29 protein-coding genes are annotated in these 26,680 nt (G+C 60.7%); 23 read left to right on the top strand and 6 right to left on the bottom strand.

The features are described 5' to 3' along the window. Positions 1 to 30: 30 nt before the first annotated feature. Both ACHPFG_RS24295 and ACHPFG_RS24290 read left to right on the top strand, forming a co-directional pair. Complete coding sequence (locus tag ACHPFG_RS24295; RefSeq protein WP_259243225.1) at positions 31 to 1,497, top strand: purine-cytosine permease family protein; 1,467 nt, start codon at positions 31 to 33, stop codon at positions 1,495 to 1,497. Further along, positions 1,490 to 2,407 (top strand): PfkB family carbohydrate kinase, encoded by a 918-nt coding sequence (locus ACHPFG_RS24290; RefSeq protein WP_431700632.1) that lies wholly within the window; start codon positions 1,490 to 1,492, stop codon positions 2,405 to 2,407. Before ACHPFG_RS24295 ends, ACHPFG_RS24290 begins: the two co-directional genes overlap by 8 nt. Before the next feature lie 53 nt (positions 2,408 to 2,460). On the opposite strand, the gene ACHPFG_RS24285 is transcribed toward ACHPFG_RS24290, so the two are convergent. The 3 genes from ACHPFG_RS24285 to ACHPFG_RS24275 are packed head-to-tail and all read right to left on the bottom strand — an operon-like array spanning position 2,461 to position 3,543. Then, on the bottom strand, positions 2,461 to 2,841 hold the full coding sequence (locus ACHPFG_RS24285) for a termination factor Rho (protein WP_431700631.1): 381 nt from the start codon (positions 2,839 to 2,841) through the stop codon (positions 2,461 to 2,463). A 49-nt stretch (positions 2,842 to 2,890) separates the two neighbouring features. Beyond that, positions 2,891 to 3,157 (bottom strand): hypothetical protein, encoded by a 267-nt coding sequence (locus tag ACHPFG_RS24280; protein ID WP_431700630.1) that lies wholly within the window; start codon positions 3,155 to 3,157, stop codon positions 2,891 to 2,893. Between the two features lie 53 nt (positions 3,158 to 3,210). Then, on the bottom strand, positions 3,211 to 3,543 hold the full coding sequence (locus ACHPFG_RS24275) for a hypothetical protein (RefSeq protein ID WP_431700629.1): 333 nt from the start codon (positions 3,541 to 3,543) through the stop codon (positions 3,211 to 3,213). Between the two features lie 199 nt (positions 3,544 to 3,742). On the opposite strand from ACHPFG_RS24275, the gene ACHPFG_RS24270 reads away from it, so the two are divergent. From ACHPFG_RS24270 to ACHPFG_RS24245, 6 genes are all read left to right on the top strand, one after another. After that, on the top strand, positions 3,743 to 4,222 hold the full coding sequence (locus ACHPFG_RS24270; RefSeq protein WP_027607824.1) for a GNAT family N-acetyltransferase: 480 nt from the start codon (positions 3,743 to 3,745) through the stop codon (positions 4,220 to 4,222). A 238-nt stretch (positions 4,223 to 4,460) separates the two neighbouring features. Next, positions 4,461 to 5,282 carry an SDR family oxidoreductase gene (locus ACHPFG_RS24265; RefSeq protein ID WP_145338690.1) on the top strand — a complete coding sequence of 274 codons (822 nt, stop codon included), beginning with the start codon at positions 4,461 to 4,463 and terminating at the stop codon, positions 5,280 to 5,282. 37 nt (positions 5,283 to 5,319) lie between these two features. Beyond that, the gene (locus ACHPFG_RS24260) at positions 5,320 to 6,306 is read left to right on the top strand and encodes a substrate-binding domain-containing protein (protein ID WP_167656075.1); all 987 of its coding nucleotides are present in this window, start codon (positions 5,320 to 5,322) and stop codon (positions 6,304 to 6,306) included. Then, positions 6,303 to 7,802 (top strand): L-arabinose ABC transporter ATP-binding protein AraG, encoded by a 1,500-nt coding sequence (araG, locus tag ACHPFG_RS24255; protein WP_431700628.1) that lies wholly within the window; start codon positions 6,303 to 6,305, stop codon positions 7,800 to 7,802. The genes ACHPFG_RS24260 and araG overlap by 4 nt, the downstream gene beginning before the upstream one ends. A gap of 19 nt (positions 7,803 to 7,821) precedes the next feature. Next, entirely contained in the window at positions 7,822 to 8,787 is a 966-nt protein-coding gene (gene araH, locus ACHPFG_RS24250) for an L-arabinose ABC transporter permease AraH (protein ID WP_431700627.1), read from the top strand. An 87-nt stretch (positions 8,788 to 8,874) separates the two neighbouring features. Next, a complete protein-coding gene (locus tag ACHPFG_RS24245; protein ID WP_145337045.1) occupies positions 8,875 to 9,678 on the top strand; it encodes an IclR family transcriptional regulator in 804 nt (267 codons plus the stop codon). Here the strand turns inward: ACHPFG_RS24245 and ACHPFG_RS24240 are convergent, their stop codons facing one another. After that, entirely contained in the window at positions 9,679 to 10,731 is a 1,053-nt protein-coding gene (locus tag ACHPFG_RS24240; RefSeq protein ID WP_131699733.1) for an NAD(P)-dependent alcohol dehydrogenase, read from the bottom strand. 182 nt (positions 10,732 to 10,913) lie between these two features. Here ACHPFG_RS24240 and ACHPFG_RS24235 point away from each other — a divergent pair, with 182 nt between their 5' ends. Beyond that, a complete protein-coding gene (locus ACHPFG_RS24235) occupies positions 10,914 to 11,807 on the top strand; it encodes an AraC family transcriptional regulator (protein ID WP_131699732.1) in 894 nt (297 codons plus the stop codon). 70 nt (positions 11,808 to 11,877) lie between these two features. Here the strand turns inward: ACHPFG_RS24235 and ACHPFG_RS24230 are convergent, their stop codons facing one another. Then, positions 11,878 to 13,542, bottom strand: coding sequence for an electron transfer flavoprotein-ubiquinone oxidoreductase (locus ACHPFG_RS24230; RefSeq protein WP_431700626.1), 1,665 nt, complete (start codon positions 13,540 to 13,542; stop codon positions 11,878 to 11,880). A gap of 533 nt (positions 13,543 to 14,075) precedes the next feature. Between ACHPFG_RS24230 and ACHPFG_RS24225 the strand changes: the two genes are divergently transcribed. The 14 genes from ACHPFG_RS24225 (at position 14,076) to ACHPFG_RS24160 (ending at position 25,727) form a co-directional block, all read left to right on the top strand. Further along, positions 14,076 to 14,825: an electron transfer flavoprotein subunit beta/FixA family protein gene (locus ACHPFG_RS24225; RefSeq protein WP_065924817.1), complete on the top strand. Its 750-nt coding sequence runs from the start codon at positions 14,076 to 14,078 to the stop codon at positions 14,823 to 14,825. A gap of 2 nt (positions 14,826 to 14,827) precedes the next feature. Continuing rightward, a complete protein-coding gene (locus ACHPFG_RS24220; protein ID WP_098478899.1) occupies positions 14,828 to 15,757 on the top strand; it encodes an electron transfer flavoprotein subunit alpha/FixB family protein in 930 nt (309 codons plus the stop codon). A gap of 83 nt (positions 15,758 to 15,840) precedes the next feature. Beyond that, positions 15,841 to 16,656, top strand: coding sequence for a substrate-binding periplasmic protein (locus ACHPFG_RS24215; RefSeq protein WP_431700625.1), 816 nt, complete (start codon positions 15,841 to 15,843; stop codon positions 16,654 to 16,656). A 9-nt stretch (positions 16,657 to 16,665) separates the two neighbouring features. Then, complete coding sequence (locus tag ACHPFG_RS24210) at positions 16,666 to 17,028, top strand: DUF4398 domain-containing protein (RefSeq protein WP_131699728.1); 363 nt, start codon at positions 16,666 to 16,668, stop codon at positions 17,026 to 17,028. Next, positions 17,025 to 17,840 carry an OmpA family protein gene (locus ACHPFG_RS24205; protein ID WP_431700624.1) on the top strand — a complete coding sequence of 272 codons (816 nt, stop codon included), beginning with the start codon at positions 17,025 to 17,027 and terminating at the stop codon, positions 17,838 to 17,840. Before ACHPFG_RS24210 ends, ACHPFG_RS24205 begins: the two co-directional genes overlap by 4 nt. 271 nt (positions 17,841 to 18,111) lie before the next feature. Further along, positions 18,112 to 19,551, top strand: a complete 1,440-nt coding sequence (locus ACHPFG_RS24200) for a PLP-dependent aminotransferase family protein (RefSeq protein WP_017527404.1) — start codon at positions 18,112 to 18,114, stop codon at positions 19,549 to 19,551. A 104-nt stretch (positions 19,552 to 19,655) separates the two neighbouring features. After that, positions 19,656 to 20,147, top strand: a complete 492-nt coding sequence (locus ACHPFG_RS24195; RefSeq protein ID WP_431700623.1) for a translation initiation factor 2 — start codon at positions 19,656 to 19,658, stop codon at positions 20,145 to 20,147. 162 nt (positions 20,148 to 20,309) lie between these two features. Then, entirely contained in the window at positions 20,310 to 20,564 is a 255-nt protein-coding gene (locus ACHPFG_RS24190; protein ID WP_017527406.1) for a YkgJ family cysteine cluster protein, read from the top strand. Positions 20,565 to 20,605: 41 nt separating this feature from the next. Then, the gene (locus tag ACHPFG_RS24185; RefSeq protein WP_431700622.1) at positions 20,606 to 21,211 is read left to right on the top strand and encodes an START domain-containing protein; all 606 of its coding nucleotides are present in this window, start codon (positions 20,606 to 20,608) and stop codon (positions 21,209 to 21,211) included. 103 nt (positions 21,212 to 21,314) lie between these two features. Then, positions 21,315 to 21,551, top strand: a complete 237-nt coding sequence (locus tag ACHPFG_RS24180; protein ID WP_048731221.1) for a hypothetical protein — start codon at positions 21,315 to 21,317, stop codon at positions 21,549 to 21,551. Between the two features lie 213 nt (positions 21,552 to 21,764). Then, on the top strand, positions 21,765 to 22,106 hold the full coding sequence (locus ACHPFG_RS24175; RefSeq protein WP_015885395.1) for a ribonuclease E inhibitor RraB: 342 nt from the start codon (positions 21,765 to 21,767) through the stop codon (positions 22,104 to 22,106). A 456-nt stretch (positions 22,107 to 22,562) separates the two neighbouring features. Beyond that, the gene (locus tag ACHPFG_RS24170; protein ID WP_131699724.1) at positions 22,563 to 23,972 is read left to right on the top strand and encodes a circularly permuted type 2 ATP-grasp protein; all 1,410 of its coding nucleotides are present in this window, start codon (positions 22,563 to 22,565) and stop codon (positions 23,970 to 23,972) included. A 4-nt stretch (positions 23,973 to 23,976) separates the two neighbouring features. Next, positions 23,977 to 24,927, top strand: coding sequence for an alpha-E domain-containing protein (locus ACHPFG_RS24165; RefSeq protein WP_053139428.1), 951 nt, complete (start codon positions 23,977 to 23,979; stop codon positions 24,925 to 24,927). Then, positions 24,924 to 25,727 carry a transglutaminase family protein gene (locus ACHPFG_RS24160; protein ID WP_431700621.1) on the top strand — a complete coding sequence of 268 codons (804 nt, stop codon included), beginning with the start codon at positions 24,924 to 24,926 and terminating at the stop codon, positions 25,725 to 25,727. The genes ACHPFG_RS24165 and ACHPFG_RS24160 overlap by 4 nt, the downstream gene beginning before the upstream one ends. A gap of 28 nt (positions 25,728 to 25,755) precedes the next feature. Here the strand turns inward: ACHPFG_RS24160 and ACHPFG_RS24155 are convergent, their stop codons facing one another. Then, positions 25,756 to 26,562 (bottom strand): c-type cytochrome, encoded by an 807-nt coding sequence (locus ACHPFG_RS24155; protein ID WP_131699722.1) that lies wholly within the window; start codon positions 26,560 to 26,562, stop codon positions 25,756 to 25,758. Positions 26,563 to 26,680 lie beyond the last annotated feature (118 nt).

The following is a 26,680-nucleotide window of genomic DNA, read 5'->3' as shown; positions in this document are numbered from 1 at the left end:
ACAACAATACAGGCACCAGGAGCACGTCTCATGAGCAGTACTTCTTCCGGCCAAAGTGCCGGGCAATTGGAAACCCGCGGTATTGAACCGGTCCCTGAAGGCGAGTGCAACGGCCATCCGCTGCAACTGTTCTGGGTGTGGTTCGCCGCCAATATCAGCATCCTCGGCCTGCCCCTCGGCGCCACCCTTGTGGCGTTTCGCGGCCTGGCCATCTGGCAGGCAATTATCGTCGCGATCCTCGGCGCCGCCGGCTCTTTCGCCGTGGTGGGCATCATCTCCATCGCCGGTCGTCGCGGTCGTGCGCCCAGCCTGACCTTGTCCCGCGCCATCTTCGGTGTGCGCGGCAATATCGGCCCGACGCTGGTGTCGTTGATGTCGCGCCTGGGCTGGGAAACCGTCAACACCACCACGGCTGCCTTCGTGTTGCTGTCGTTGTGTTCGATTCTGTTCGGCTCTGCGGTCGAGGCGAAAAGCGCCCCGGTCCTTACCCTGATATTCATCGGCATTTTTGTGTTGCTGACGTTGGCCGTTTCGGGTCTGGGCCACGCCACCTTGCTGGTGATCCAGAAGTGGGCCACCTACGTGTTCGGCGCGTTGAATATCCTGGTGGGCGGTTTCCTCTGCGCCACCATCGACTGGAGCGCGGTGTTCAATGCCACCCCGGCTCCCCTGAGCGCGATGATCATCGGCGTTGGCACCATGGCCGCCGGTACCGGTATCGGCTGGGCCAACGCCGGTGCCGACATGTCGCGCTACCAGCACCGCAGCGTCACAGCCGTGCGCCTGGTGGCGTCGGCGGCATTTGGTGCGGGCATTCCGCTGGTGCTGCTGATCACCCTCGGCGGCCTGCTGTCGGTGGGCAACAATGACCTGGCCTCGGCCACTGACCCGATCATCGCGATCCGCGACATGCTGCCCACCTGGATGGCGGTGCCGTACCTGATCACCGCATTTGGCGGGCTGTTGCTGTCGAATAACCTGTCGGTGTATTCGGCCGGCCTGACCACCTTGACCCTCGGCCTGAAGGTCAAGCGCGTGCATGCGGTGATCGTCGACATCGTGGCGATCTTCGCCGGCTCCATTTATTTCATGCTGATCGCCGACAGTTTCTACGGCCCGTTCATCACCTTCATCTCGTTGCTGGCGGTGCCGATCACCGCGTGGGTCGGGATCTTCGTGGTCGACCTGATCCATCGTCATTACTACAGCCCCAAGGACCTGCTGGACGTGAGCCCAAGCAGCGCCTACTGGTATCGCGGCGGTGTGGAATGGCGTGCATTCGGCGCCTGGGCCGTGGCTATCGTGCTGGGTTTCAGCTTCACCACCATCGGCACCACCGCCGAGAACATTTGGTTCGCCGGGCCGTTGTCCGACTCCTGGCTTGGCCACAATGGCCTGGGCTGGATCGTCACCTTCCTGGTTGCCGGCGGGATTTATGCGGTACTGGGCGGCGCGGCTGACCGTCGTCCGGCGTTAGTCGAGAGCCCCAATGTCTAGATTGCTGCACACCGGCCAGGTCATCGTCGACCTGGTCATGGCCCTCGACACCTTGCCCGCGACCGGCGGCGACGTGCTGGCCAGGTCCGCCAGCTTCGAAGCCGGCGGGGGCTTCAATGTGATGGCCGCGGCGCGGCGCAATGGCTTGCCGGTGGTGTATCTGGGCCGTCACGGCGATGGCCGCTTCGGCGACCTGGCCCGCGCGGCGATGCAGGCCGAGGGCATTGAAATGGCCCTGGCGGCCAGCAGCGGAAAGGACACCGGTTTGTGCGTGTCCCTGACCGAGGCCACTACCGAGCGCACCTTTATTTCCCATATCGGCGCCGAGGGTGAACTGAGTGCCGAGGACCTGGCCAATGTTGTGCCGCATCCGGATGACTATGTTTATGTCAGTGGCTACAGCCTGCTCCTGGAGGGTAAGGCCCAGCCACTGATCGACTGGCTGCTGGCATTGCCCCGGGAAATCGCGGTGGTGTTCGACCCGGGCCCGTTGGTCAAGGCACCGGATTCGCCCCTGATGCGTGTGCTGTTGCCACGTATCGATATCTGGACCAGCAATGGTCCTGAAGCCTTGGCGTTCACTGGCACGGCGGACATCGCTGCAGCGTTGCCGGCGCTCAGCCAGCACCTGCGCGCCGAGACGCTATTGGTGGTGCGTGACGGACCGAATGGCTGCTGGGTGGGACGTGCGGGTCAGATCGAGCATGTGCCTGGCTTCAAGGTGCAGGCGGTAGACAGCAATGGCGCCGGGGATGCACATGCGGGGGTATTTATTGCCGGGTTGGCACAGGGTTTGAAACCTGTTGCAGCCGCACGTCGAGCGAATGCGGCGGCGGCGCTGGCGGTCACGCGCTGGGGGCCCGCTACGTCGCCCGGCACCTCCGAGGTCGACGCATTAGTCGCCGAATGAACACAAATCACAAGTGTGGAGGGAACCAACCGCCTCCACACTTGGATCCGCGTTCAGCCCGCTTTGTGCAGCGCTTCGATCAACTGTTCCTTGCGCATGGTCGATCGCCCCGGAATATCCTTGGCCCGGGCTTCTTTGAGCAGGCTTTGCTTGGTCTGGGTGCCCAGCGAGGCTCTGCTGCCGCGCGGGTGGCCGTCACGGCTGGCGGCGGCGCGCTTGGCTGATTCATGGCGGTCCGAGGCTTTCTTGGCCGGCGCTTTACGCTGACCGGAACCGCCGGCTTTTTCACCGCCGCCAGACTGCTTGTTGACCGTAGCCCAGGCCCGGGCTTCGGCTTCGTCCTTAGGAACGCCTTTATGTGCGTAACTCTCTTCGATACGCGCGGCCTGGCGCTTCTGTTCGGGGGTGTATTTGGCTTTGCTTCCACGAGGCATCGCAATACTCCTTCTGGCCCCAACAGCGGGGCCAGATCAGACAAATGGATTACGGAGTGCGTTCGCCGTCCAGCTTGCGCGCCTCGTCCACGCCAGAAGCGGTCAGCTTGATCGGCAGGTTCAACGAATATTCACCGGCATCGTCGGTGGTCACATGCCCATCCTTGATAAGCCCGCGGTCCTGCAGAAACGCCAAGACACTGGCGACCTCTTTTTCGCCGCGGTAGTTGTCCAGCACCTCCTTGCCCAAGCCTTGAGGATGGGCATGCAGCAGGCGGGTGAGGACTTCTTTCTCAAGGTTTCTATCGACGTTCATGCATACCTCTTCACTGGGAAATGGTGGGTGTTCGTCTTCAATCGTTCGTTGGATCAAGGTGCAGGTTGTTTTGGCGCACCCGGCAGGTTTGAGTCATCGCCTTTATTGATCTTGGGCTCATTCACCGAAGGACCCATTTTGCCGTTGCCGACGGCAGCGGGGGCCTGACGTTGGGTATCGTGACCTTGGGTATGCGGGTCGGCACCATTGGTGTTATCGATGACCGCGCCGCCGTTGGTGTCCAGGCCCGTGCCCATGGATTTCTGCGATTCGGTGGTGGCGTCCGGGTTGGTAGGACCGGTGGACGACGTGGCAGCGAAACCACTCAACGAAACCGAAGAAAACAGGCCAGCAAATGCGAGGGCGGCAAACTTGGAATGCTTCATGAGAGTGTCTCCATATGATTAATGTCCTTACCCTCTATTGGTCAGTTGTCGCTTAATGATCGTGCCTGGGTGGCGACGAACGGTGCCGTGACACCTGTAAGATTTTGTGTGTCGGCTGCCTGGCTATCCGGAAATTGCTCTGCAATCAGTCATCAAAGCGCCTTAATATGTGTGCTTTGACATTGCCCAAGGCTCGCCCATGACCATCGAGATTCGCCCCGCCGTGCCCAGCGATGCTGCGCAGATCCTGACTTTCATCACCGAACTCGCCGAGTACGAGAAAGCCCGGCATGAAGTGATCGCCAGCGTGGTGGACATCCAGCGCAGCCTGTTCAGCGAGGGCGCCACCGCCCATGGCCTGATCTGCTCGCGGGATGGCTTGCCGATTGGTTTTGCGGTGTTCTTTTTCAGCTATTCCACGTGGTTGGGCAGCAACTGCCTGTACCTCGAAGACCTGTACATCAACCCGGAGCAACGTGGCGGCGGCGCGGGCAAGAAGTTGTTGCGCCACTTGGCGAAGATTGCCTTTGATAACGGTTGCGCGCGCTTCGAATGGAGCGTGCTGGATTGGAACGAGCCGGCGATTGCCTTTTACAAATCCATCGGTGCCCAGCCGCAGGAGGAGTGGGTGCGCTATCGCATGGAAGGTGATGCGCTGCGGGACTTCGCCCTCGGCTGAAGCCACCGTTTTGAAAGCACTGTAGATCAAATGTGGGAGGGGGCTTGCTCCCGATAGCGGTGAATCAGTCAGCCTTTCTGTAGCTGACGTGACGCTATCGGGAGCAAGCCCCCTCTCACATTATTTTTCGATTTTGCTCACTATGTGGGATGCAAATTTATATATTGAGATATTTCAAATGATGGGTTTATAGTCCTCTGCATCAGCACTCACTGCCAAAAATAAAACAGGTGAAGCGATGCAGGCCCAACCGTTGTCATTACCCGCCGTGCCCGAGCCGACCTACGGCGAGCGGCTGAAGAACAAGGTGGTGATCATCACCGGCGCCGCTCAGGGCATTGGTGAGGCGATCGTCGCGTGTTTCCAGGCCCAGCAGGCCCGCCTGGTGATCGCTGATATACAGGGCGAAAAGGTCGAGAAAGTCGCCGCCCACTGGCGCGAACGCGGCGCCGAGATCTACGCGCAGCCGGTCGATATCACCTCCAAAGAGCAATGGCTGGCGCTGGTCAATGTGGCCATTGAGCGCTTCGGCCGGGTGGATGTACTGGTCAACTGTGCCGGCGTCAACGTGTTCCGCGACCCGTTGGAGATGAGCGACGAAGACTGGCGTCGTTGCTTCGCCATCGACCTCGACGGCGCCTGGTACGGCTGCCGCACGGTGCTGCCGCACATGATCGAGCAGGGCATCGGCAACATCATCAACATCGCTTCCACCCATTCCAGCCACATCATTCCCGGCTGCTTCCCTTACCCCGTGGCCAAGCACGGCCTGCTCGGCCTTACCCGCGCCCTGGGTATCGAATACGCGCCCAAGGGTATCCGCGTGAATGCCATCGCCCCGGGCTATATCGAAACCCAGCTCAACGTCGACTACTGGAACGGTTTCCCTGACCCCCACGCCGAGCGCCAGCGCGCGTTCGACCTGCACCCGCCCAAGCGCATCGGCCAGCCCATCGAGGTGGCGATGACGGCGCTGTTCCTGGCGACCGACGAGGCGCCCTTTATCAATGCCACCTGCCTGATGATCGATGGCGGGCGGTCTGTGATGTACCACGACTAGAACTTGCCATTCCCAATAACAACAAGAGGTGCCGTTCATGAAAAAAGGAATACGCGTACTGGCAGCTGCCGCCGTGCTCAGCGGCCTCAGTACTTTCGCATTTGCCGAGGAAGTGAAGATCGGCTTCCTGGTCAAACAGGCCGAGGAACCGTGGTTCCAGACCGAATGGGCCTTTGCCGAAAAAGCCGGTAAGGAACATGGCTTTACCGTGATCAAGATCGCCGTGCCCGATGGCGAGAAAACCCTCTCGGCCATCGACAGCCTGGCCGCCAACGGCGCCAAGGGCTTTGTGATCTGCCCGCCGGACGTGTCCCTGGGCCCGGCCATTGTCGCCAAGGCCAAGGCCAACGGCTTGAAAGTGATTGCCGTGGATGACCGCTTTGTCGACGCCAAGGGCAACTTCATGGAGGACGTGCCGTACCTGGGCATGGCCGCGTTTGAAGTGGGCCAGAAACAAGGCGCGGCCATGGCTGCCGAAGCGAAAAAACGCGGTTGGGACTGGAAGGACACCTACGCGGTGATCAACACCTTCAATGAACTCGACACCGGCAAGAAACGCACCGACGGCTCGATCAAATCCCTCGAAGAAGCCGGCATTCCCAAGGACCATATCCTCACCGCCGCGCTGAAGACCCTCGACGTTCCCGGCAGCATGGACGCCACCAACTCGGCCCTGGTCAAGCTGCCCAGCGGCGCGAAAAACCTGATCATCGGCGGCATGAACGACAACACCGTGCTCGGCGGCGTGCGCGCCACCGAAAGCGCCGGTTTCGCGGCGGCCAATGTGATCGGTATCGGCATCAATGGCACCGACGCCATCGGCGAATTGAAGAAAGCCAACAGCGGCTTCTTCGGCTCGATGCTGCCAAGCCCGCACATCGAGGGCTACAACACTGCGCTGATGATGTACGAGTGGGTCACCAAGGGCACCGAACCGCCTAAATACACCGCCATGGACGAAGTGACCCTGATCACCCGCGCCAACTTCCAGGAAGAACTGACCAAGATCGGGCTGTGGAAATGACCGCTGCGGCCCTGAGTTTCGAGGGGATCGGCAAGACCTTTCCCGGGGTCAAGGCGCTGGACGGCATCAGCTTCACCGCCCACCCGGGGCAGGTGCACGCCTTGATGGGCGAGAACGGCGCGGGCAAGTCGACGCTGCTGAAGATATTGGGCGGTGCCTATATCCCCAGCAGCGGCAGCCTGCAGATCGGCGCGCAGACCATGGCGTTCAAATGCGCCGCCGACAGCATCGCCAGCGGCGTGGCGGTGATTCACCAGGAGCTGCATCTGGTGCCGGAAATGACCGTCGCCGAAAACCTGTTCCTCGGGCATTTGCCATCGCGCTTCGGCGTGGTCAACCGGAGCCTGCTGCGCAAGCAGGCCCTGGCTTGTCTCAAGGGCCTGGCGGATGAAATCGACCCCGAGGAAAAACTCGGCCGCCTGTCCCTGGGCCAGCGCCAACTGGTGGAAATCGCCAAGGCGCTGTCCCGTGGCGCCCATGTGATCGCCTTCGACGAACCGACCAGCAGCCTGTCGGCGCGGGAGATCGACCGGTTGATGGCGATCATCACGCGCCTGCGGGACGAGGGCAAAGTGGTGCTCTACGTCTCGCACCGCATGGAAGAGGTGTTCCGCATCTGCAACGCGGTCACGGTGTTCAAGGACGGCCGCTACGTGCGCACCTTTGACGACATGAGTGCGTTGACCCACGACCAGTTGGTGACCTGCATGGTCGGTCGCGACATCCAGGACATCTATGACTACCGCCCGCGCGAGCACGGCGAGGTGGCGCTCAAGGTCGACGGTTTGTTGGGCCCGGGTTTGCGTGAACCGATCAGTTTTGAGGTGCGCAAAGGCGAAATCCTTGGCCTGTTCGGTTTGGTGGGGGCAGGGCGCACGGAGTTGTTCCGTTTGCTCAGCGGTTTGGAGCGCGCCAGTGCCGGCAGCCTGGAGTTATGCGGGGAGGCCCTGCAACTGCGCTCACCCCGCGACGCCATCGCCGCCGGTGTGCTGCTGTGCCCGGAAGACCGCAAGAAGGAAGGCATCATTCCGCTGTCCAGCGTCGCCGAAAACATCAATATCAGCGCGCGTGGAGCCCACTCTTCGTTCGGCTGGCTGCTGCGCGATGGCTGGGAGAAGGGCAATGCCGACCAGCAGATCAAGGCAATGAAAGTCAAAACCCCGACCGCCGCGCAAAAGATCATGTATCTGTCCGGCGGCAACCAGCAGAAAGCCATTCTTGGCCGCTGGCTGTCGATGCCCATGAAGGTGCTGCTGCTGGATGAGCCGACGCGTGGCATCGACATCGGCGCCAAGTCGGAGATCTACCAGATCATTCATAACCTGGCCGCCAGCGGCATTGCGGTGATCGTGGTGTCCAGTGACCTGATGGAAGTGATGGGCATCTCCGATCGCATCCTGGTGATGAGCGAAGGCGCGCTGACCGGCGAACTGAGCCGCGATCAAGCGGATGAAGCACGCCTGCTGCAACTGGCACTCCCGCGTTCGCGGGCTTGAAGAATAAGAGGGTGTAGGCATGTCTCAGGTAAAAACTGCAAAGGGCTTCTGGCCGGGTTTCAACCAGCGCAAGTTTCTCGATGACTGGGTGATGCTGTTGGCGGCATTGGGCATCTTTGTGCTCAGCGCGCTGTTTATCGACAACTTCCTCTCGCCGCTGAACATGCGTGGCCTGGGCCTGGCGATTTCCACCGTGGGCATCGCCGCCTGCACCATGCTGTTCTGCCTGGCGTCGGGGCACTTCGACTTGTCGGTGGGCTCGGTCATCGCCTGCGCCGGTGTGGTGGCGGGGATCGTGATTCGCGAGACCGACAGTGTGGTGTTGGGTGTCTCGGCCGCATTGGCCATGGGCCTGGTGGTAGGGCTGATCAACGGCATTGTCATCGCCAAACTGCGTATCAATGCGTTGATCGCGACGTTGGCGACCATGCAGATCGTGCGCGGCCTGGCCTACATCTTCTCCAACGGCAAAGCGGTGGGGGTGATGAACGAGGATTTCTTTGTGTTCGGCAACGGCCAACTGTTGGGCGTGCCGGTGCCGATCATCATCACCGTGCTGTGCTTTGTGTTTTTTGGCTGGCTGCTGAACTACACCACCTATGGGCGCAACACCATGGCGATCGGGGGGAACCAGGAAGCGGCGTTGCTCGCGGGGGTGAACGTTGATCGCACCAAGATCATCATCTTTGCCGTGCACGGTTTGATCGGTGCGCTGGCCGGGGTGATCCTTGCTTCGCGCATGACCTCGGGCCAGCCGATGATCGGCCAGGGGTTCGAGCTGACGGTGATTTCTGCCTGCGTGCTGGGCGGGGTGTCGCTGAGCGGCGGCATCGGTATGATCCGCCACGTGATTGCCGGGGTGCTGATCCTGGCGATCATCGAGAACGCGATGAACCTGAAGAACATCGACACCTTCTACCAGTACGTGATTCGCGGTTCGATCCTGTTGCTGGCGGTCATCATCGACCGTATGAAGCAGCGCTAATCCGAACACCACCCACCTTTGGATCTCCACTGTATTGAGGGACGGTATTTGCCATAATGCCCCCGCTTTCATACCTATAGGCCCGATATGCAGGAAAACGCCCACACCCCCGTCAAAGACGCAGCCCCCACCGGCACCCAGACCCTGCTGCGTGGCCTGGGCGTCGTGCAGGCGGTGGCGGCCGGTGCGCGGGATCTGAAAGAGATCGCCAAGCGCATCGGCACCACCCGCAGCACCACGCACCGCCTGGCCAGTTGTCTGGTGGAAGAGCGTTACCTGCGCGTGGTGCCGCAAGTCGGTTACCTGTTGGGGCCGAAGTTGATCGAGCTGGGGTTTCAGGCGCGCGAAGAGCTGCCGTTGGTGACCCTGGCGGTGCCGTACCTGGATGAGTTGTCGGCATTGACCGGCGACACCATTCACCTGGCCATTCGCGAATACGACGACGTGCTTTACCTGCACAAGAACCCTGGCCGCAACGGCCCGGAAATGCGTTCGCGGGTCGGCCATCGCATGCCGTTGGCACGCACGGGCGTGGGCAAGGCGATGCTGCTGGATGACTCGGTGCAAGAGTGGCAGCGCTTGTACGAGACCAGCCTGCCGGCGGGTGGGAAAAACCTGCAATGGCCGCAGCATCCAGAACAGTCCTGGGCGCAGTTCGAGCAGCGCATGCGTGAGTATGTGGTGGGGGGGTATGCGTTCGACCTGGAAGACAACGAACCATCGATCCGTTGCGTAGCGGCACCGGTGCGCGATGCCAGCCGGCGAATCGTCGCCGGCATCAGCATCGCCAGTACCGTGCCCTACATGCCGCTGGAGAAAATGGCCGAGCTGATCCCTGTGATCAAACAGGTCGCAGCGCGGCTGTCAGCGGAGTTGGGCGCAAAAGTCTGATCAGACCTTCAAGGTTGCCATGTCGATGACAAAGCGGTACTTCACATCACCGGCGATCATGCGGGTGTAGGCCTCGTTGATCTGGCGGATATCGAGCATTTCGATGTCGCAGGTGATGCCATGTTCGGCACAGAAATCCAGGACTTCCTGGGTTTCGGCAATACCGCCGATCAAGGAACCGGCCAGCACTTTACGCCCCAATACCAGCTTGGCGGCGTTGACCGGTGGGTCCACAGGCTCGATCAGGCCAACCAGGATGTGCACGCCATCAAAGCGCAGCACGTCGAGGTAGGGGTTCAGGTCGTGCTGCACCGGGATGGTGTCGAGCAGGAAGTCGAAGCTGCCGGCGGCGGCTTTCATCTGTTCGGCATCGGTGGACACGATCACATGGTCGGCACCCTGGCGGCGGCCTTCTTCAGCCTTGCTCGCCGAGCGAGTGAACAGTGTCACTTCCGCACCCATGGCCTTGGCGAACTTGATGCCCATATGGCCCAGGCCGCCCATGCCGAGAATCCCGACTTTGTCGCCAGCCTTGACGCCGTAGTGTTTGAGCGGCGAATAGGTAGTGATGCCCGCGCACAGGATCGGCGCGGCGCTGGCCAGGTCGAGCTTGGCCGGGATCTTCACCACGAAGTGCTCGCTGACCACGATGCTGTCGGAGTAACCGCCCATGGTGTTGCTGCCATCGACGCGGTCCGGTGTGGCGTAGGTCATGGTCGGGCCTTCGAGGCAATATTGCTCCAGGTCCGATTTACATGCTTCGCAGTGGCGGCACGAATCGACCATGCAGCCGACACCGACGAGGTCGCCGACTTTATGCGCGGTCACGCTGGCACCGACGGCAGTGACCTTGCCGACGATCTCGTGGCCCGGCATCAGCGGGTACACGGCGATGCCCCATTCGTTACGGGCCTGGTGGATGTCGGAGTGGCACACGCCGCAGTAGAGAATCTCGATGGCCACGTCATCGGCGCGCGGGCTGCGGCGTTCAAACGACATGGGGGCGAGGGGAGTGGTGGCCGACTGGGCGGCATAACCGATGGCGGTATACATGGAAAAAACCTCGCAAAAGCACTGACAGATGAGGCGGGCCATTCTCCCCACCACCCCCTGAAACGGCCATGGTGATTGCTCCGAGTCTCATGCCTATTCGTCCGGCAGTGCCCCTTGTTTGGATTCATTGGTCGCCAGACCTGCGATGATGCTCTCATCCCTTTTTCGCGAAGTTTTTTGCCATGTTGTTGACCCGCCATCTTGATGCCAACGCCACGCTGGTTTCCCTGATCGAGGGGCTGACGTCCCGCGACGGTTTCTCCCCGACCCACCTGCCGGGCGTGCAAGTACTGCGTGCCAGTTGCGACGTAGCGCGCGGCCCGCAGATCTACGAGCCGAGCCTGATGTTCGTGGCCCAAGGCAGCAAGGTCGCCTACCTGGGCCCGCGTACGCTGGAGTATGGCGCCGGGCACTACCTGATCCAGGCGATGCCGGTGCCGTTCGAGTGCGAGACATTCGCCATGGCGCCCGGTGCGCCGCTGCTGGGGGTGACCGTGGGCATTGACCGCGTGGTGCTGGGTGAATTGGTGATCGCCATGGGCATGCAGGCCGGGCCGCCGCCGACCGCGCAAACCCTGGAGTCGATGAGTTCGGTGGTCCTGGATGACACCATGCGCGGCTGCGTCGAGCGGCTGCTGCAGTGCCTGCACGATCCACTGGAAAGCCGGATCATGGGCCCGGCGCGGGTGCGCGAATTGTTGTTCACCGCCTTGCGCGGGCCCCAGGCCGATGTGCTGCGCGCGTTGGTGGAACAGCAAGGGCAGTTCTCGCGAATCGCCACGTCGTTGAACCACCTGCATGCCCATTACGCCGAGCCGCTGAATATCGAGACGTTGGCGGGGTATGCGCATATGAGTGCGTCGACGTTTCACGAGCATTTCAAACGCTGCACATTGTTGTCGCCGGTACAGTACTTGAAGCGTTTGCGCTTGCTCAAGGCTCAGCAGTTGCTGCTGGTGGAAGGCATGGGCGTCGCGCAGGCGGCGCACAGCGTGGGGTACCAGAGTACGTCGCAGTTCAGTCGCGAGTACAAGCGCTACTTCGAGCGCAACCCTGGCGAAGAGCGGGCTGCATAGTCATTTCAGGCAAAAGCACAATCCAAATGTGGGCCATAAAAAAGGCTCCCATTTGGGAGCCTCGTTTGCGTTACATATTCGGGTAAGTCGGCCCGCCCGCACCTTCCGGTGTGACCCACGTGATGTTCTGCGAAGGGTCCTTGATGTCGCAGGTCTTGCAGTGCACGCAGTTCTGGGCGTTGATCTGGAAGCGCTTCTCGCCGTCTTCCTGGGTGATCACTTCATACACGCCGGCCGGGCAGTAGCGCTGCGCCGGTTCATCGTAGAGCGGCAGGTTGGTGCCGATCGGGATGCTTGGGTCTTTCAACTTCAAGTGGCACGGCTGCTCTTCTTCGTGGTTGGTACCGGAGATGAACACCGAGCTCAACTTGTCGAAGCTCAACTTGCCGTCGGGTTTCGAGTAGTCGATTTTCTGGCTGTCTTTGGCCAGCTTCAGGCAGGCGTAGTCCGGCTTGGTATCGTGCAGGGTGAACGGCATCTTGCCGCCGAGGATATTCTGGTCGAACCAGTTGAAGCCGGCGCCGATGATCGGGCCGAACTTGTGCATCGCCGGGCCGAAGTTGCGGCTGGCGAACAGTTCTTCGTAGAGCCAGCTGGCTTTGAAGCTGTCGACGTAGTTGGTCAGCTCATCGCCGCCTTCGGAGTCGGCAAACAGGCGCTCGGCCACGGCATCGGCAGCGAGCATGCCGGACTTCATCGCGGTGTGGCTGCCCTTGATCTTGGCCACGTTCATGGTGCCCAGGTCGCAGCCGATGAGCGCGCCGCCCTTGAAGACCATCTTCGGCAACGAGTTGATGCCGCCCTTGGCCAGGGCGCGTGCGCCGTAGCTGATGCGCTTGCCGCCTTCCAGGTACTGGGCCAGCACCGGGTGGTGCTTGAGACGCTGGAACTCATCGAACGGCGACAGGAAGGTGTTGCTGTAGGACAGGTCGACGATCAGGCCGACGACCACCTGGTTGTTTTCCAGGTGATAGAGGAACGAGCCACCGGTGTTCTCGTTGCTCATGATGTCCAGCGGCCAACCGGCGGTGTGTACCACCAGGCCTGGCTGATGCTTGGCCGGGTCGATTTCCCAGATTTCCTTGAGGCCGATGCCGTAGTGCTGGGCGTCGGCGTCGCTGTCCAGGTTGAAACGCTGGATCAACTGCTTGCCGATATGCCCACGGCAGCCTTCGGCGAACAGCGTGTACTTGCCACGCAGTTCCATGCCCGGGGTGTAGACGCCTTCTTTTGGCTGGCCTTCACGGTCAACGCCGAGGTCGCCGGTGATGATCCCGCGCACCACGCCGTTTTCATCGAACAGCGCTTCCTGGGCGGCGAAGCCTGGGTAGACTTCCACGCCCAGGTTTTCGGCCTGCTGGGCCAGCCAGCGGCACAGGTTACCGAGGGAGATGATGTAGTTGCCTTCGTTGTGCATGGTCTTGGGCACAAAGAAGTCAGGCACCTTGGTGGAGGTCTCGCTGCTGCGCAGCACATAGATGTCATCGCGCACCACGGGGGTGTTGAGCGGGGCGCCGAGTTCCTTCCAGTCCGGGAACAGTTCGTTCAGGGCACGTGGTTCAAACACGGCACCGGAAAGGATATGTGCGCCCACTTCGGAGCCTTTCTCGACCACGCAGACGCTGATTTCCTTACCGGCTTCGGCGGCCTTCTGCTTCAGTCGGCAGGCGGCAGACAGGCCCGCCGGGCCAGCGCCGACGATGACCACGTCGAATTCCATGTATTCGCGTTCCACAGGCTATCTCCTACTCAAGGCTCAACAGGCTTTTTTTCTAATGGGTGGAGGTTCGGTGTCGTGTCCGTCATCACCGTGCGCAACGGCAGGGGATGACCCACCTGTCTCTCTAGGTGGCGCATTATATATAGACCACTGTCAGCGTCCAATACAAACGTTTGTTTGAATTGCCCGCAGGCTAGGTAAATCAAAGCAACGCGGCTTATGACTGGCCATTTTGCCGTATTGACCAGAATAGGCGTTCCGGTCAATATACGGTCGGTTTTGCACAGACCGTAGGCAGACTGTAGGTTTCAAGAGCACGTCCAAAAGCACGGCAAAGGCAAAACAGGTGACGCGCGTTTAATTGATAGCGCGCAGTTTACACGCCGCGATAAAGAATGACCTCCCAGTCACCACTGACGAACGGTCATCATTTCCCGTGAGCAAGGTCATTCGCCGCCGTTTTTGGAGGTGCCCTTGTGTGCCGATGAGCATCAACCGCCAGGTTCGCCTAGGCGACTTTCTTTTCACCGGAGAGTAACGAGGAATCCATGAAGGTTCTTGTAGCTGTCAAACGCGTTGTCGATTACAACGTGAAAGTTCGCGTCAAGGCGGACAATTCCGGCGTCGACCTTGCTAACGTCAAGATGTCGATGAACCCTTTCTGTGAAATCGCCGTGGAAGAAGCCGTACGCCTGAAAGAGAAAGGCGTGGCGACTGAAATCGTTGTGGTTTCCATCGGCCCGACCACTGCTCAAGAGCAGCTGCGTACCGCCCTGGCACTGGGTGCCGACCGCGCTATCCTGGTTGAGTCCGCTGAAGAGCTGACCTCCCTGGCCGTGGCCAAGTTGCTCAAAGCCGTTGTCGACAAGGAACAGCCTCAGCTGGTGATCCTCGGCAAACAGGCGATCGACAGCGACAACAACCAGACTGGCCAGATGCTGGCTGCACTGACCGGTTATGGCCAGGGCACCTTCGCTTCGAAAGTCGAAGTGAGCGGCGACAACGTTGCCGTGACCCGCGAAATCGACGGCGGCGCGCAGACGGTTTCCCTGAAGCTGCCGGCCATCGTCACCACCGACCTGCGTTTGAACGAGCCGCGCTACGCGTCCCTGCCAAACATCATGAAAGCCAAGAAGAAGCCTCTCGAAGTGCTGACTCCGGATGCTTTGGGCGTTTCCACCGCCTCCACCAACAAGACCGTCAAAGTCGAAGCGCCGGCTGCACGCAGCGCAGGCATCAAGGTCAAGTCCGTGGCTGAACTGGTCGAGAAACTGAAAAACGAAGCGAAGGTAATCTAAAAATGACTATCTTGGTAATCGCTGAACACGACAACAAGGTGCTGGCCCCGGCCACCCTGAACACTGTTGCTGCTGCCGCTAAAATCGGTGGCGACATCCACGTACTGGTCGCCGGTCAAGGCGCTGGCGCCGTGGCTGAAGCCGCAGCCAAAGTCGCTGGCGTGAGCAAAGTACTGCTGGCCGACAACGCCGCTTACGCTCACCAACTGCCGGAAAACGTCGCCCCTCTGGTAGCAGAGCTCGGCGCTGGCTACAGCCACATCCTGGCTGCCGCCACCTCCAACGGCAAAAACATCCTGCCGCGCGTTGCCGCACAGCTGGACGTTGACCAGATCTCCGAGATCATCTCGGTAGAAAGCGCCGACACCTTCAAGCGTCCGATTTACGCCGGTAACGCCATCGCTACCGTGCAATCGACCGCTGCCGTCAAAGTCATCACCGTGCGTGCCACTGGTTTCGATCCGGTTGCCGCTGAAGGTGGTTCGGCTGCCGTTGAAGCCGTTGCTGCTGCCCACGACGCTGGTACCTCCAGCTTTGTCGGCGAAGAGCTGGCCAAGTCGGACCGTCCTGAACTGACCGCTGCCAAGATCGTCGTTTCCGGCGGCCGTGGCATGCAGAACGGTGACAACTTCAAGCACCTGTACGCCCTGGCCGACAAGCTGGGCGCTGCGGTCGGCGCCTCCCGCGCGGCCGTCGACGCAGGCTTCGTACCCAACGACATGCAGGTCGGCCAGACCGGCAAGATCGTTGCGCCACAGCTGTACATCGCCGTCGGTATCTCCGGCGCGATCCAGCACTTGGCCGGTATGAAAGACTCCAAAGTGATCGTCGCGATCAACAAGGACGAAGAAGCACCGATCTTCCAGGTGGCCGATTACGGCCTGGTGGCGGACTTGTTCGAAGCCGTACCTGAGTTGGAGAAGCTGGTCTAATCCAGCCGCTTCACTTATAAAGAGCCCGGTCTTGTGACCGGGCTTTTTTTTGCCTGGCTTTTTTGAACACCGGAGAAACCGCCATGGAACTGCGCCCCTGGGCCGTACTGCTGGGACTTACGCTGCTGCCGAGCCTGACCCTGGCCGCCGGCAAATGTGATCGCCTGGTGATCACCGGCAGCCCGGACGCACCGCCGCTGCTGTGGCGCGATCCCCAAGACCCGACGCACCTGATCGGTGCCACCGCCGACGTATTGCAACAGGTGGCCAAGGATCTTGGGTTGAAAATCGACCTGCTCTACGGTGGCAAGCGCTCCCAGGCCCTGGACGAAGTGCGCAGCGGGCGCATGGACATCCTCGCCGATGCACCGCTGAACCTTGGCGAGCTGGAAACCCTCGACTACATCCACCCGGCGCTGGTGCAGCTCGATTATCTGGTCTGGACCCGCAAGGATTCGGCACTGGCCTACACCACGGCGGCCGACCTGCATGGCCACAAGGGCGCGGTGTCGGAACGTGCGCGCTTGAGCCGCGACTTTGAAACCTTCGCCGCCCAGCAACTGACCCTGCAACGCCTGCCCACGTTGACCCCGGCCTTTCAGAAACTGCTGTTGGGGGAAGTGGACTACGTACTGGCCGGACGTTACTCCGGCATGGCCATGGCCCAGACCTTGGGCATGAGCAATGACCTGGTAGCCCGCGATGTGCCCGTCGATCAGCCCGGCCTGTACCTGGCGATTTCCCACAACTCGGCCTGCAATGATCCCTGGCTGCGCGGACAGCTGGCCAAAAAGATGACAGAATTGCGCGGGTCTGGTGTGACGGAAGCCGCGTTGCAGCGCAATCTGGAGCGTTGGAAAGCGCAATTGCAACAGCCCGTCGGCACCCCAACAAAGTAGGGATTTTCAGTGACTCTTCGACCTTTTTTCGCGGCCCTCGCCGTTGTCGCTCTGGCGGGATGTGCAGCCGATCCTGCGCCGAATGAACAAATTCGTCTTACCCAGCAAGCCCTGGTACAAGCCAACGCCGTGGGCGCCAGCGCCGATGAATCACCCGAACTTAAACTGGCCGAGGACAAATTCGCCCGGGCCAAGGCCGACATGGCCGAGCAATCCTACAAGGACGCGCGCATGCAGGCCGAACAGGCCGAGCTGGATGCGCGCCTGGCCGAAGCCCAAGTCCTGACCCGCAAGAGCCAGGAACAACTGAACGTGCTCAACACCCGCATCACGCGCCTGCGCAAGCAATTGCAGCTGGGAGAAGCCCAATGAACCCGATGATCCGTGGTCTGGGGTGTGCCGTGCTGTTGGGCAGTGCGGCACTCGGCGGTTGTGCCAGCCACACCAATGGCGAACAGGCCTTGCAACAGGCGGGCAGCGACTTCCAGAAGGTCAAGGAAGACGCCAACGTGCTGCGTATCGCACCCAAGGACGTCATCCGCGCCGGTGAATCCCTGGCACGGGCCGACCGCTTGTCCAGCTACTGGGGCAGCGGTGCCGACGTGGTGCATTACGCCTACCTGAGCCAGCGCTACAGCGCCATTGCCCGCGAACACACCGAGCAGGCACTCAACGAAGAACGTGCTGCCAAGCTCGAACTGGAACGCCAGCGCCTGCAATTGGCCCTGCGTGAAAGCAAGCTGATCAGCGTGCAGCAGCAGGGTAAATGGCTGGAAGAACAGATCGCCAGCCTGACCACCACCCAGACTGATCGTGGCCTGGTGATGACCCTGGGCGACGTGCTGTTCGATACCGGTGAAGCGGAGTTGAAAAACTCGGCCAACCGCACCGTGTTGAAAATCGTGCAGTTTCTGCAACTGAACCCCAAGCGTGTGGTGCGCATTGAGGGGTATGCCGACAATACGGGCGGTCAGCAGGAAAACCTCAAACTGTCCCGTGATCGCGCGCAATCGGTGGCCGATGTGCTGGTGGATCTGGGGATCGACGAAAAACGCATCCAGGTTGAGGGCTACGGCGACCAGTACCCGGTGGAAGCCAACGCCTCCGAACGTGGCCGCGCGCAGAACCGTCGCGTGGAAATAGTGTTCTCCGACGAGAAAGGCCAACTGGGCGCCGCGCGCTGAAGCCTTGCGCAAATCAAAAGTGTGGGAGGGGGCTTGCCCCCGATAGCGGTGGTTCAGTCAATATTTTGGGTGACTGACACTCCGTCATCGGGGGCAAGCCCCCTCCCACATTTTTCTGCACACCCCTGAAAATTCTATCCGCCACCCTTACAGTTTTTGCTATCACTGCCAGCCGCGCTCGACTATTGTGGCAACTGTCCCCGTACACTTCTAAACTGTGCCGGTATGTTTCACACAAAAATAAAATACCCGTGAAATCGAGTGCTGCGTCATGACCAATCTGTTGCTTTACCAACGTATCGCCCAGCAACTGGCTGAGGATATCCGTCGCGGTGTCTATCAACCGGGTGAGCGCGTGCCTTCGGTGCGCAAGATGAGCTCCCAGCTCAATGTCAGCCACGCCACGGTATTGCAGGCTTATGCCAACCTGGAAGACCAGGGGCTGATCCGGGCGCGGCCGCAGTCCGGTTACTACGTGCACCAGACGCCAGCGCTGACGGCGCCGACGCCGGACATCGCGCGGGTCGAGCGCCCGGGGTTGGTCACCCGCAGCAGCATTATCCAGCAGGTATTGGGCGAGTCGCGCCGCGAAGGCGTATTCCCGTTGGGCGCCGCCGTGCCGAGCGTCGATTATTTGCCGGTACGGGCGCTGCACCAGCAATTGGCCAAGGTCACGCGCTTCCAGAGCCCACGCGCTTTCAGCTACATGTTCAGCCCCGGTTTCGAGCCGCTGCGCCGCCAGGTGGCGATTCGCATGCGTGACGCCGGCGTGGTGGTGGACCCTTCCGAAGTGGTGATCACCCATGGCTGTGTTGATGCATTGCAGATGTCCCTGCGGGTGCTCACACGCCCCGGCGACTTGATCGCGGCTGAATCACCGACTTATTACGGCTTGCTGCAACTGGCCGACCTGCTGGGCCTCAAGGTCATCGAGATCCCCAGCGACCCGTCTACCGGCATGAGCCTGGAAGCCTTGCAACTGGCCGCCAACCAATGGTCGATCAAGGCCCTGGTGCTGACCACCCGCCTAAGCAACCCCCTGGGCGGCACCATGCCCGAGGAACGGCAGAAACAGTTGCTGCGCCTGGCGTCGGATTTCGATATCCAGATTGTCGAAGACGATATTTACGGCGAACTGATGTTCGAACTCGGCCGCACCAAGGCCCTTAAGGCCTACGACCGCCTCGACCGGGTCATCTATTGCTCAAGCTTCTCCAAGACCTTGTCGCCGGGTGTGCGCATCGGCTGGATGATCGCCGGCAAGTACCAGCAGGAAATCCAGCGCCTGCAAATGTTCAGCACCCACTCGGCATGCAGCGTCACCCAGATGGGCGTGGCGGCGTACTTGGAGAACGGCGGCTACGATCGGCACCTGCGTTACATTCGCCAGGAATACCGCAAGAATCTCAGCGCCTTCCAACTGGCGGTGCAGCAGTATTTCCCGGAAGGCACCCAGATGACCCGTCCGACGGGCGGCTTTATCTTGTGGGTCAGTTTGCCTGGGCGGGTCAATACTCAGGAACTGCACGTGCGTGCCCTGCAACAGGGCATCAGCATTGCGCCGGGGTTGATCTTCAGCAACACCGAGCAGTTCAACCACTGTATTCGCCTTAACTGCGGCACACCGTGGAACCGCGAAGCAGAGCGCGCGCTGATGACCCTGGGGATGCTGGCCAGCCAGTTATGCCAGGAAACCGCAGCCGGCTTTTGAGGTGTCGAAAAGGGACAACGCCGATAGCTGGCTGATCACCGTGCTTGTCATGCCGCGCACAACAAGCGAGCATATGGCCCTCTGCCGTTAATGCTGTAGGCAATATGACCTCGATTGTTCGCGCTGCTTTGGTGATTGGCCTGTTGAGCCTGTGTAACGTCAGCACAGTGCTGGCGGCGGCACCCGTGGCTGAAAACAAGCCCGCTGCCAATACCCAGCAGGATGCCCCGGTAAAAAAACCGACCTCCGCCAAGCAAGCCCCCGGCGCGAAGAAGCCAACCACCACGGCAAAAAAACGGGCGTCGACGGCGAAAAAATCCAAGTCAGCCCAGGAAGTGGCGCAAACCAAGCTGCCACCGGCACAGTTGGATTTGTCCCTGCCTTCGGACATGGTCAGGCATCTGCAGCCCCTGGGTACCGTGCCCAAGCCCAAAAGCGTGCCGTTGTTGCCGCCGATGTTCGGTGAAAAGCCCACCGACAACAGTGCGTTCCAGATCAACGGCCGTTTGCTCAGCAATGAGATGAAGCTGCAATTGCGCAACGAAGAGCGCCGTGAAGTGGAAGGTGCTGCGTTGGAGTTTGAGTTCAAGCAGTAAACTTTTTCCTACGAAGTGACGCAGGCCATCGACCATCTGTCGCAGACTGATCGGTCACTTTTGTTTTGTGCGAAAAACCCCTGTTAGACCATTTTAAAACGGCTGTTTAAGGGCGTACTCTAGCCCGGCCATCCCTATTGAGTCGTCGAGGACCTGCTGGTCATGAATTGCCGTGAAGGCTGTGGCGCCTGCTGCATCGCCCCCTCCATCAGTTCGCCCTTACCCGGAATGCCCAATGGCAAACCGGCGGGCGAACGCTGCCTGCACCTGTCGGTCGAACAGTTGTGCCAACTGTTCGGCCAACCGGAGCGCCCGGCGGTGTGCAGTGATTTCAAGGCGGATATCGATGTCTGCGGCACCGACCAGGCCGATGCGATCCGGTTGATCGGCTGGTGGGAGCAGATGACGGCGGCTTGATGGGCTTTACTATTGGAACTTCAACAATAAGGAATACAACAATGGGTTCGCTGAAACGACTGGCTGTGCTGTGCGGTTTTACGCTGTTATTTGCTGCCACTGCCCAGGCTGAGGATTGGCAAGTCGCCAAGGATGAAGACGGTATCAAGGTGTCCCTGAGCGAAGTCGCGGGCTCCAAATACAAGGCGTATCGCGGTGTGACCGTGATCAAGGCGCCTGTCGCCAAGATCCAGGCCCTGCAGGAAGATGTGGTCGGCGCCTGTTCGTGGATTCATGAGTGCAAATCCCAGAAGCTGGTCGACAAGAAAGGCGATGAGGCCTGGACCTACACCCAGTTCAAGGCGCCGTTCCCGGTGACCGATCGTGATTCGTACATCCATGTCACCACCACCAAGGACGCCGACGGCAGCGTAACCCGCAAGTTGCAGGGCGTGCCGACCTACAAGCCCGAAGAAAAAGGCTACGTGCGTGTCGCCCAGGTCGAGGGCTTCTGGAAACTGGTGCCTAAAGGCGCCAATGAGACCGAAGTCACCTACCAGGTACACACCGAGCCAGGCGGCAGCGTCCCGTCGTGGTTGGCCAACAAGTTCGTGGTGGAGGCGCCGTTCAACACTTTGAAAGCCTTGAAAGAACACGCTGAAAAATAAACGCAGTTGATCCGGTGCCTCCTGACCTGAGTGGAACGTTTGCCGAGCCCTCAAGGTCCAGATAGTTGTGAACCCACACACGGGTTTTATCGAGGAGGCACCGATGCAAAAGTGGCAGATTACCTTCGTTGATGATCACGGCGTACAGTCCGTGGAGCAGTTCACCTGCGAGCAGAAGCCCAGCCTCGAAGATGCGGCACACATGATTCGCAACAAGTTGGTGCCGGTGGCCGCCGAACTGGACCTCAATGATCTTGAGGGGCGCAAACCCGAGCCAACGGTCAAGATCCTCAAAGACCAGAACAGTATTCAAATCCTCGACATCTCTCCCGCCGCCTGAATATTCCCTGTATGCCATTCAAGCACCTCTGGTGGAGGTGATAGCTTCGCGCTACTCTGCAAGTGAGATCAGCGAATGAATCGCTAAGGTCTGGTCTTGTCAGCTACATGCTTGTTTTCCCGTGGTGATGTTGTTGCCGTGGTACCCGCGCCGTAAGCGCGCGGGCTTTGGGAAGCACGGAAAGTCTATCCATCGGTTTGAGGAGGACGTTTCATGAGCACAGCCTATCAAGAAGACATCAGCACCAACGTTCTGCGCCGCATGAAAGAAGGCGGCTTCGACTTTTCACGTTTCCACCCCATTGAGTTCTACGCCATTTTCCCGGATGAGGAACGGGCGCGCAGGGCTGCGGGTGAATTTCGTGGCGAGTCCCTGAATGCCCAAGTCAGCGCGCGCGACGATGGCGCCTGGTACTTGGAACTGAGCAAGATCATGTTTGCAACCTACGACGGCATAGGAGACTTCGAGCAAGACTTTGAAGCGGTGGTCGAGCCGCTGGGAGGGATCATCGAAGGATGGGGCGTCAAGCAGGAGGTGCGTGGGTTACCCATGTAGCGCGACTGTATGAGCAACGCAGCGTATCGGCTGACCTTAGGGTCGGCCGATTTTGTATGGGCTGCGTGAAGGTTTGCGGAACTTGCGCTGCCCTTTCTTGCACCAAAAAAAAAGCCACCCGAAAAGGGTGGCTGAAAGGGAAGACCGTAGGAGCCGGTCAGTACACGAGCCTCAAGGTACCGAGTGCGGGATGGGTAAGGCTGTAGGACGTGTCCTGTTCAACTGATGGGGCCGATTATCCGCAGGCTTGCGTGGGCAGTGAAATCAACTCTGACTATGCTGTTGATAGCCAAAGCTTGCATTGCCATGAAGCGTGCAGCAGTGCAGTGGGGATTCTGCGCACCAGGACGGTGCGATCAGGTCTTTGCTTATATTCAACCCACTGATTTTTAAGTGTTTATGCCGCTGGCACGGGCCTTGCGATGGTTCTTGCGTCCGGGTGACAAGGAGTACGGCATGATCCGCACTTATTACGACGAAATGTACGATGGGGCAGGGCAGGTTCGCCCTCACTACCGCGAGTTCGCCCGCTGGTTGTCCGAAACCCCCGCTGAACTGCTGGCCCAGCGCCGGCGCGAAGCCGACTTGCTGTTTCACCGCGCCGGGATCACCTTCACGCTTTACGGGGACGAGCAGGGCACCGAGCGCCTGATTCCTTTTGACACCATCCCTCGCAGCATTCCCGCCAGCGAATGGCGAATGGTCGAACGTGGCTGCATCCAACGGGTCAAGGCGCTGAACATGTTTCTCGCCGACCTCTATCACGACCAACGCATCATCAAGGCCGGGATCATTCCCGCCGAACAGGTGCTGGCTAACGAGCAATACCAGTTGGCGATGCAGGGGCTGAACCTGCACCGCGATCTGTATTCCCACATCTCCGGGGTCGACCTCGTACGCGATGGCGACGGCACCTACTACGTGCTGGAAGACAACCTGCGTACACCGAGCGGCGTGAGCTACATGCTCGAAGACCGCAAGATGATGATGCGCCTGTTCCCCGAGTTGTTCGCCGCCCAGCGTATCGCGCCGATCGATCATTACCCCAACCTGCTGCTCGATACCCTTAAAAGTGCCAGCCCCCTGGATAACCCCAGCGTGGTGGTACTGACCCCGGGGCGCTTCAACAGCGCGTTCTTTGAGCATGCGTTTTTAGCCCGGGAAATGGGTGTGGAGTTGGTGGAAGGCGCGGATCTGTTTGTGCGCGACGACCGCGTATTCATGCGCACCACCGACGGCCCCAAAGCCGTGGACGTGATCTACCGTCGCCTTGACGACGCATTCCTCGACCCGCTGGCGTTCAACCCGGACTCCATGCTCGGCGTGCCCGGCCTGCTGGCGGCGTATCGCTCGGGCAATGTGGTGCTGGCCAATGCCATCGGCACCGGGGTGGCGGATGACAAGTCTGTGTACCCCTTCGTCACCGAGATGATCCGTTTTTACCTGGATGAAGAACCGATCCTGCAGAACGTTCCCACCTTCCAATGCCGTAAGCCCGACGAATTGTCACACGTGCTGGCCAACCTGCCGGACCTGGTGGTGAAGGAAACCCAGGGCTCCGGCGGCTACGGCATGCTGGTGGGGCCGGCGTCCACGGCCGCTGAAATCGAAGCCTTCCGCGCCCGCATCAAGGCCAAGCCCCACGCCTATATCGCACAGCCAACCCTATGCTTATCCACCTGCCCGACCTTTGTCGAAAACGGCATTGCGCCGCGCCATATCGACCTGCGCCCGTTCGTGTTGTCCGGCAAGGAAACCCGGGTGGTACCCGGCGGCTTGACCCGTGTCGCGCTGCGCGAAGGGTCGCTGGTGGTCAATTCATCCCAGGGCGGCGGCACCAAAGACACCTGGGTGGTCGAGGACTGATGCCATGTTGAGTAGAACTGCCTCGGATTTGTACTGGATGTCGCGCTACCTGGAACGCGCTGAAAACCTCGCGCGCATGCTCGATGTCAGTTATTCGCTGTCGCTGATGCCCCAGGATGGGCGCGGTGATGGCCTGCATGAACTGGCCATGCCGCTGTTGATCACCGGCACGCTGGATGATTATCGCGAGCGCCACGGTGAATTGCATGCCGAACGCCTGTTGCATTTTTTCGCACTGGATGCGGCCAACCCGGCCAGTATCTACAGTTGTCTCGGCGCCGCGCGGGCCAGTGCCCATGCCGTTCGTGGGCGAATTACCGCGGACATGTGGGAAAACATCAACGCCACGTGGCTGGATATTCGCGAAATCTCACAGCAGGGTCTCAGCCGCTACGGCATGAGCCGGTTTTGCGAGTGGGTCAAGGAGCGTTCCCATCTGTTTCGGGGGGCGACCTACGGCACCATCATGCGCAATGACGCCTTTCGTTTTATTCGGCTGGGTACGTTTATCGAGCGCGCCGACAACACCCTGCGCCTGCTGGATGCGCGTTATGAAATGGCCGGCGACCAGGCCGACGCCGTCACCGATGGCACCGCCCACGCCTACTATCAATGGAGTGCCTTGCTGCGCGCGTTATCGTCGTTCGAGGCCTACACCGAGATCTACCGCGACGCCCCTGGGGCCCGACAAGTCGCGGAGCTGTTGCTGTTGCGCGCCGATGTACCGCGCTCGCTGCGAGCCTGCAGCGAAGAGATCGACCAGATCCTCGCCAGCCTGCCCGGCATCAACGGCCGTCCGGCCCAGCGCCTGGCCGCCGAGATGGACGCGCGCCTGCGGTTTACCGCCATCGATGAAATCCTCGAGGAAGGCCTGCACGCCTGGCTTACCGACTTTATCCCCTTGGTTCGCCAGTTGGGCGACGCCATCTACAGTTCCTACCTGGAGGCTGCATGAGACTCTCCATCAGTCACGAAACCACTTACCACTACGACGACCAGGTACGCGCCAGCATCCAGTACCTGCGCCTCACGCCCCACGACAGCGAGCGCCAGCATGTGCTCAGTTGGCAACTGGACCTGCCACGCCCGGTGCGCGCGCAGATTGACCCGTTCGGCAACATCCTGCACGTGCTGACCCTGGACGAACCCCACGACGCGATCATCATCGGCGCCCGTGGCCAGGTGGATATCGATGAGCTGCGTGAGGCTGAACACGAGAGCCAGTCAGCCTTTCCGTTCCTGCGCTGTACCCGCCTGACCGAGCCCGACGAAGCCCTGCGCGCCTTTGCGCAACAGCATTGCCACCAGCGGCGTGATCGCAGCGCGTTGATCGACCTGATGCACGCCCTCAACCAGTCGATGGTCTACACGCCGGGTGCCACCGAAGTCGACACCTGCGCCGCCCAGGCCTTCGCTGGGCGGGCGGGGGTGTGCCAGGACCATACCCATGCGTTCCTCGCCTGCGCGCGCAGCCTGGGCATTCCTGCGCGGTATGTGTCGGGGTATTTGTACACGGAAGACAGCACCCACCTGGCCAGCCACGCCTGGGCCGAAGCCTGGCTGGATGACGCCTGGTACAGCTTTGACGTGACCAACCAACTGGCCCGGCCGGAGCGGCATTTGAAACTCGCTGTGGGCCTGGACTACCTCGACGCTTGCCCGGTGCGCGGCATGCGCCGTGGCGGTGGGCATGAGCAGATGCATGCCAAGGTGTTCGTGGCGCCGACGCCGGTGGTCCTGGTCCAGCAGCAATAACCCGCTTGCCACAGAGATTAAGGTGGGGTCAGTGTTGTTGTTTACGCCCCGCCATATGCTTCAAGTACCCCACCAGCAACTCCAGCTCGCTGTCAGGCAACACACTGGCGGCGAACGCTGGCATCTTCGCCTGCGGCCAGTGCCTCAGGCTCTGCGGGTCGCGGATATAGCGCTTGAGGAAGTCGCCGCTGAAATATTCCGTAGGGTTGTAGGGCACATTCAGGTCGGGTCCCACCTGTGCATCGCCGGCGCCATTGAGGCGGTGGCAGGCCAGGCAGTTCTTCTGGAACAGCGCAAAGCCCTGGTTGACCGGATCATCGACCGCCAATGTCGGGTCGGGCAACAACGCGGGAAAACGTTCAGCTACGGTCTTCAACTGCTTGATCGCGGAAATCTGGAACGGCCACTGCTCCGGGCTGATATGCCCGGCCTGCGGATCGGTCCACACCAGGTAGAACGGCCCGGCACTCGGCTTGCCGTCTGCCAATGGGGGCCACGGGTGGGCCGGGTCTTCCACGGCCAGCCAGGCGCGGGCGCCGTTTTTTTGCAGCAACGGTGCGGCCGTCAGTTCCGCGGCGAATCCATCCAGGGCAACGGCTTGCAGATGGTTATCGGGCTGGATATCCGGTAAGAGCACTGCCAGCGGTACTGCGCGATAGGTCATGTTGCGCTTGTAGGAAACGTCATCAACGACCTGCACTGTCTGCGCGTCCGGATGCTTGAGCAGGTCAGCGGTTTGCCACGTCTTGCGGGTGTGATCCAGCTCGACGGTCAATTGCGCCGCCGAAGCGGGCAGGGCGAGCAACACGGCTAGGAATGCGAAGATCGGTTTCAAGGCGGCGGCCCCGTGTTAAGTGGTGATAGGGCTCACGATACCGGAAAAACGCGCGTAAAAAGGCAGCCCCCGCACAGGATCGCTATGCACGAAGTCCCGGCAGGTGCTGCCAAAAGCT

It is taken from the genome of Pseudomonas sp. BR20 (assembly GCF_050780135.1).
Classification (GTDB): domain Bacteria; phylum Pseudomonadota; class Gammaproteobacteria; order Pseudomonadales; family Pseudomonadaceae; genus Aquipseudomonas.
Note: the sequence above shows the minus strand (reverse complement) of the source record. Positions and strands in the feature narration are given on the sequence as shown.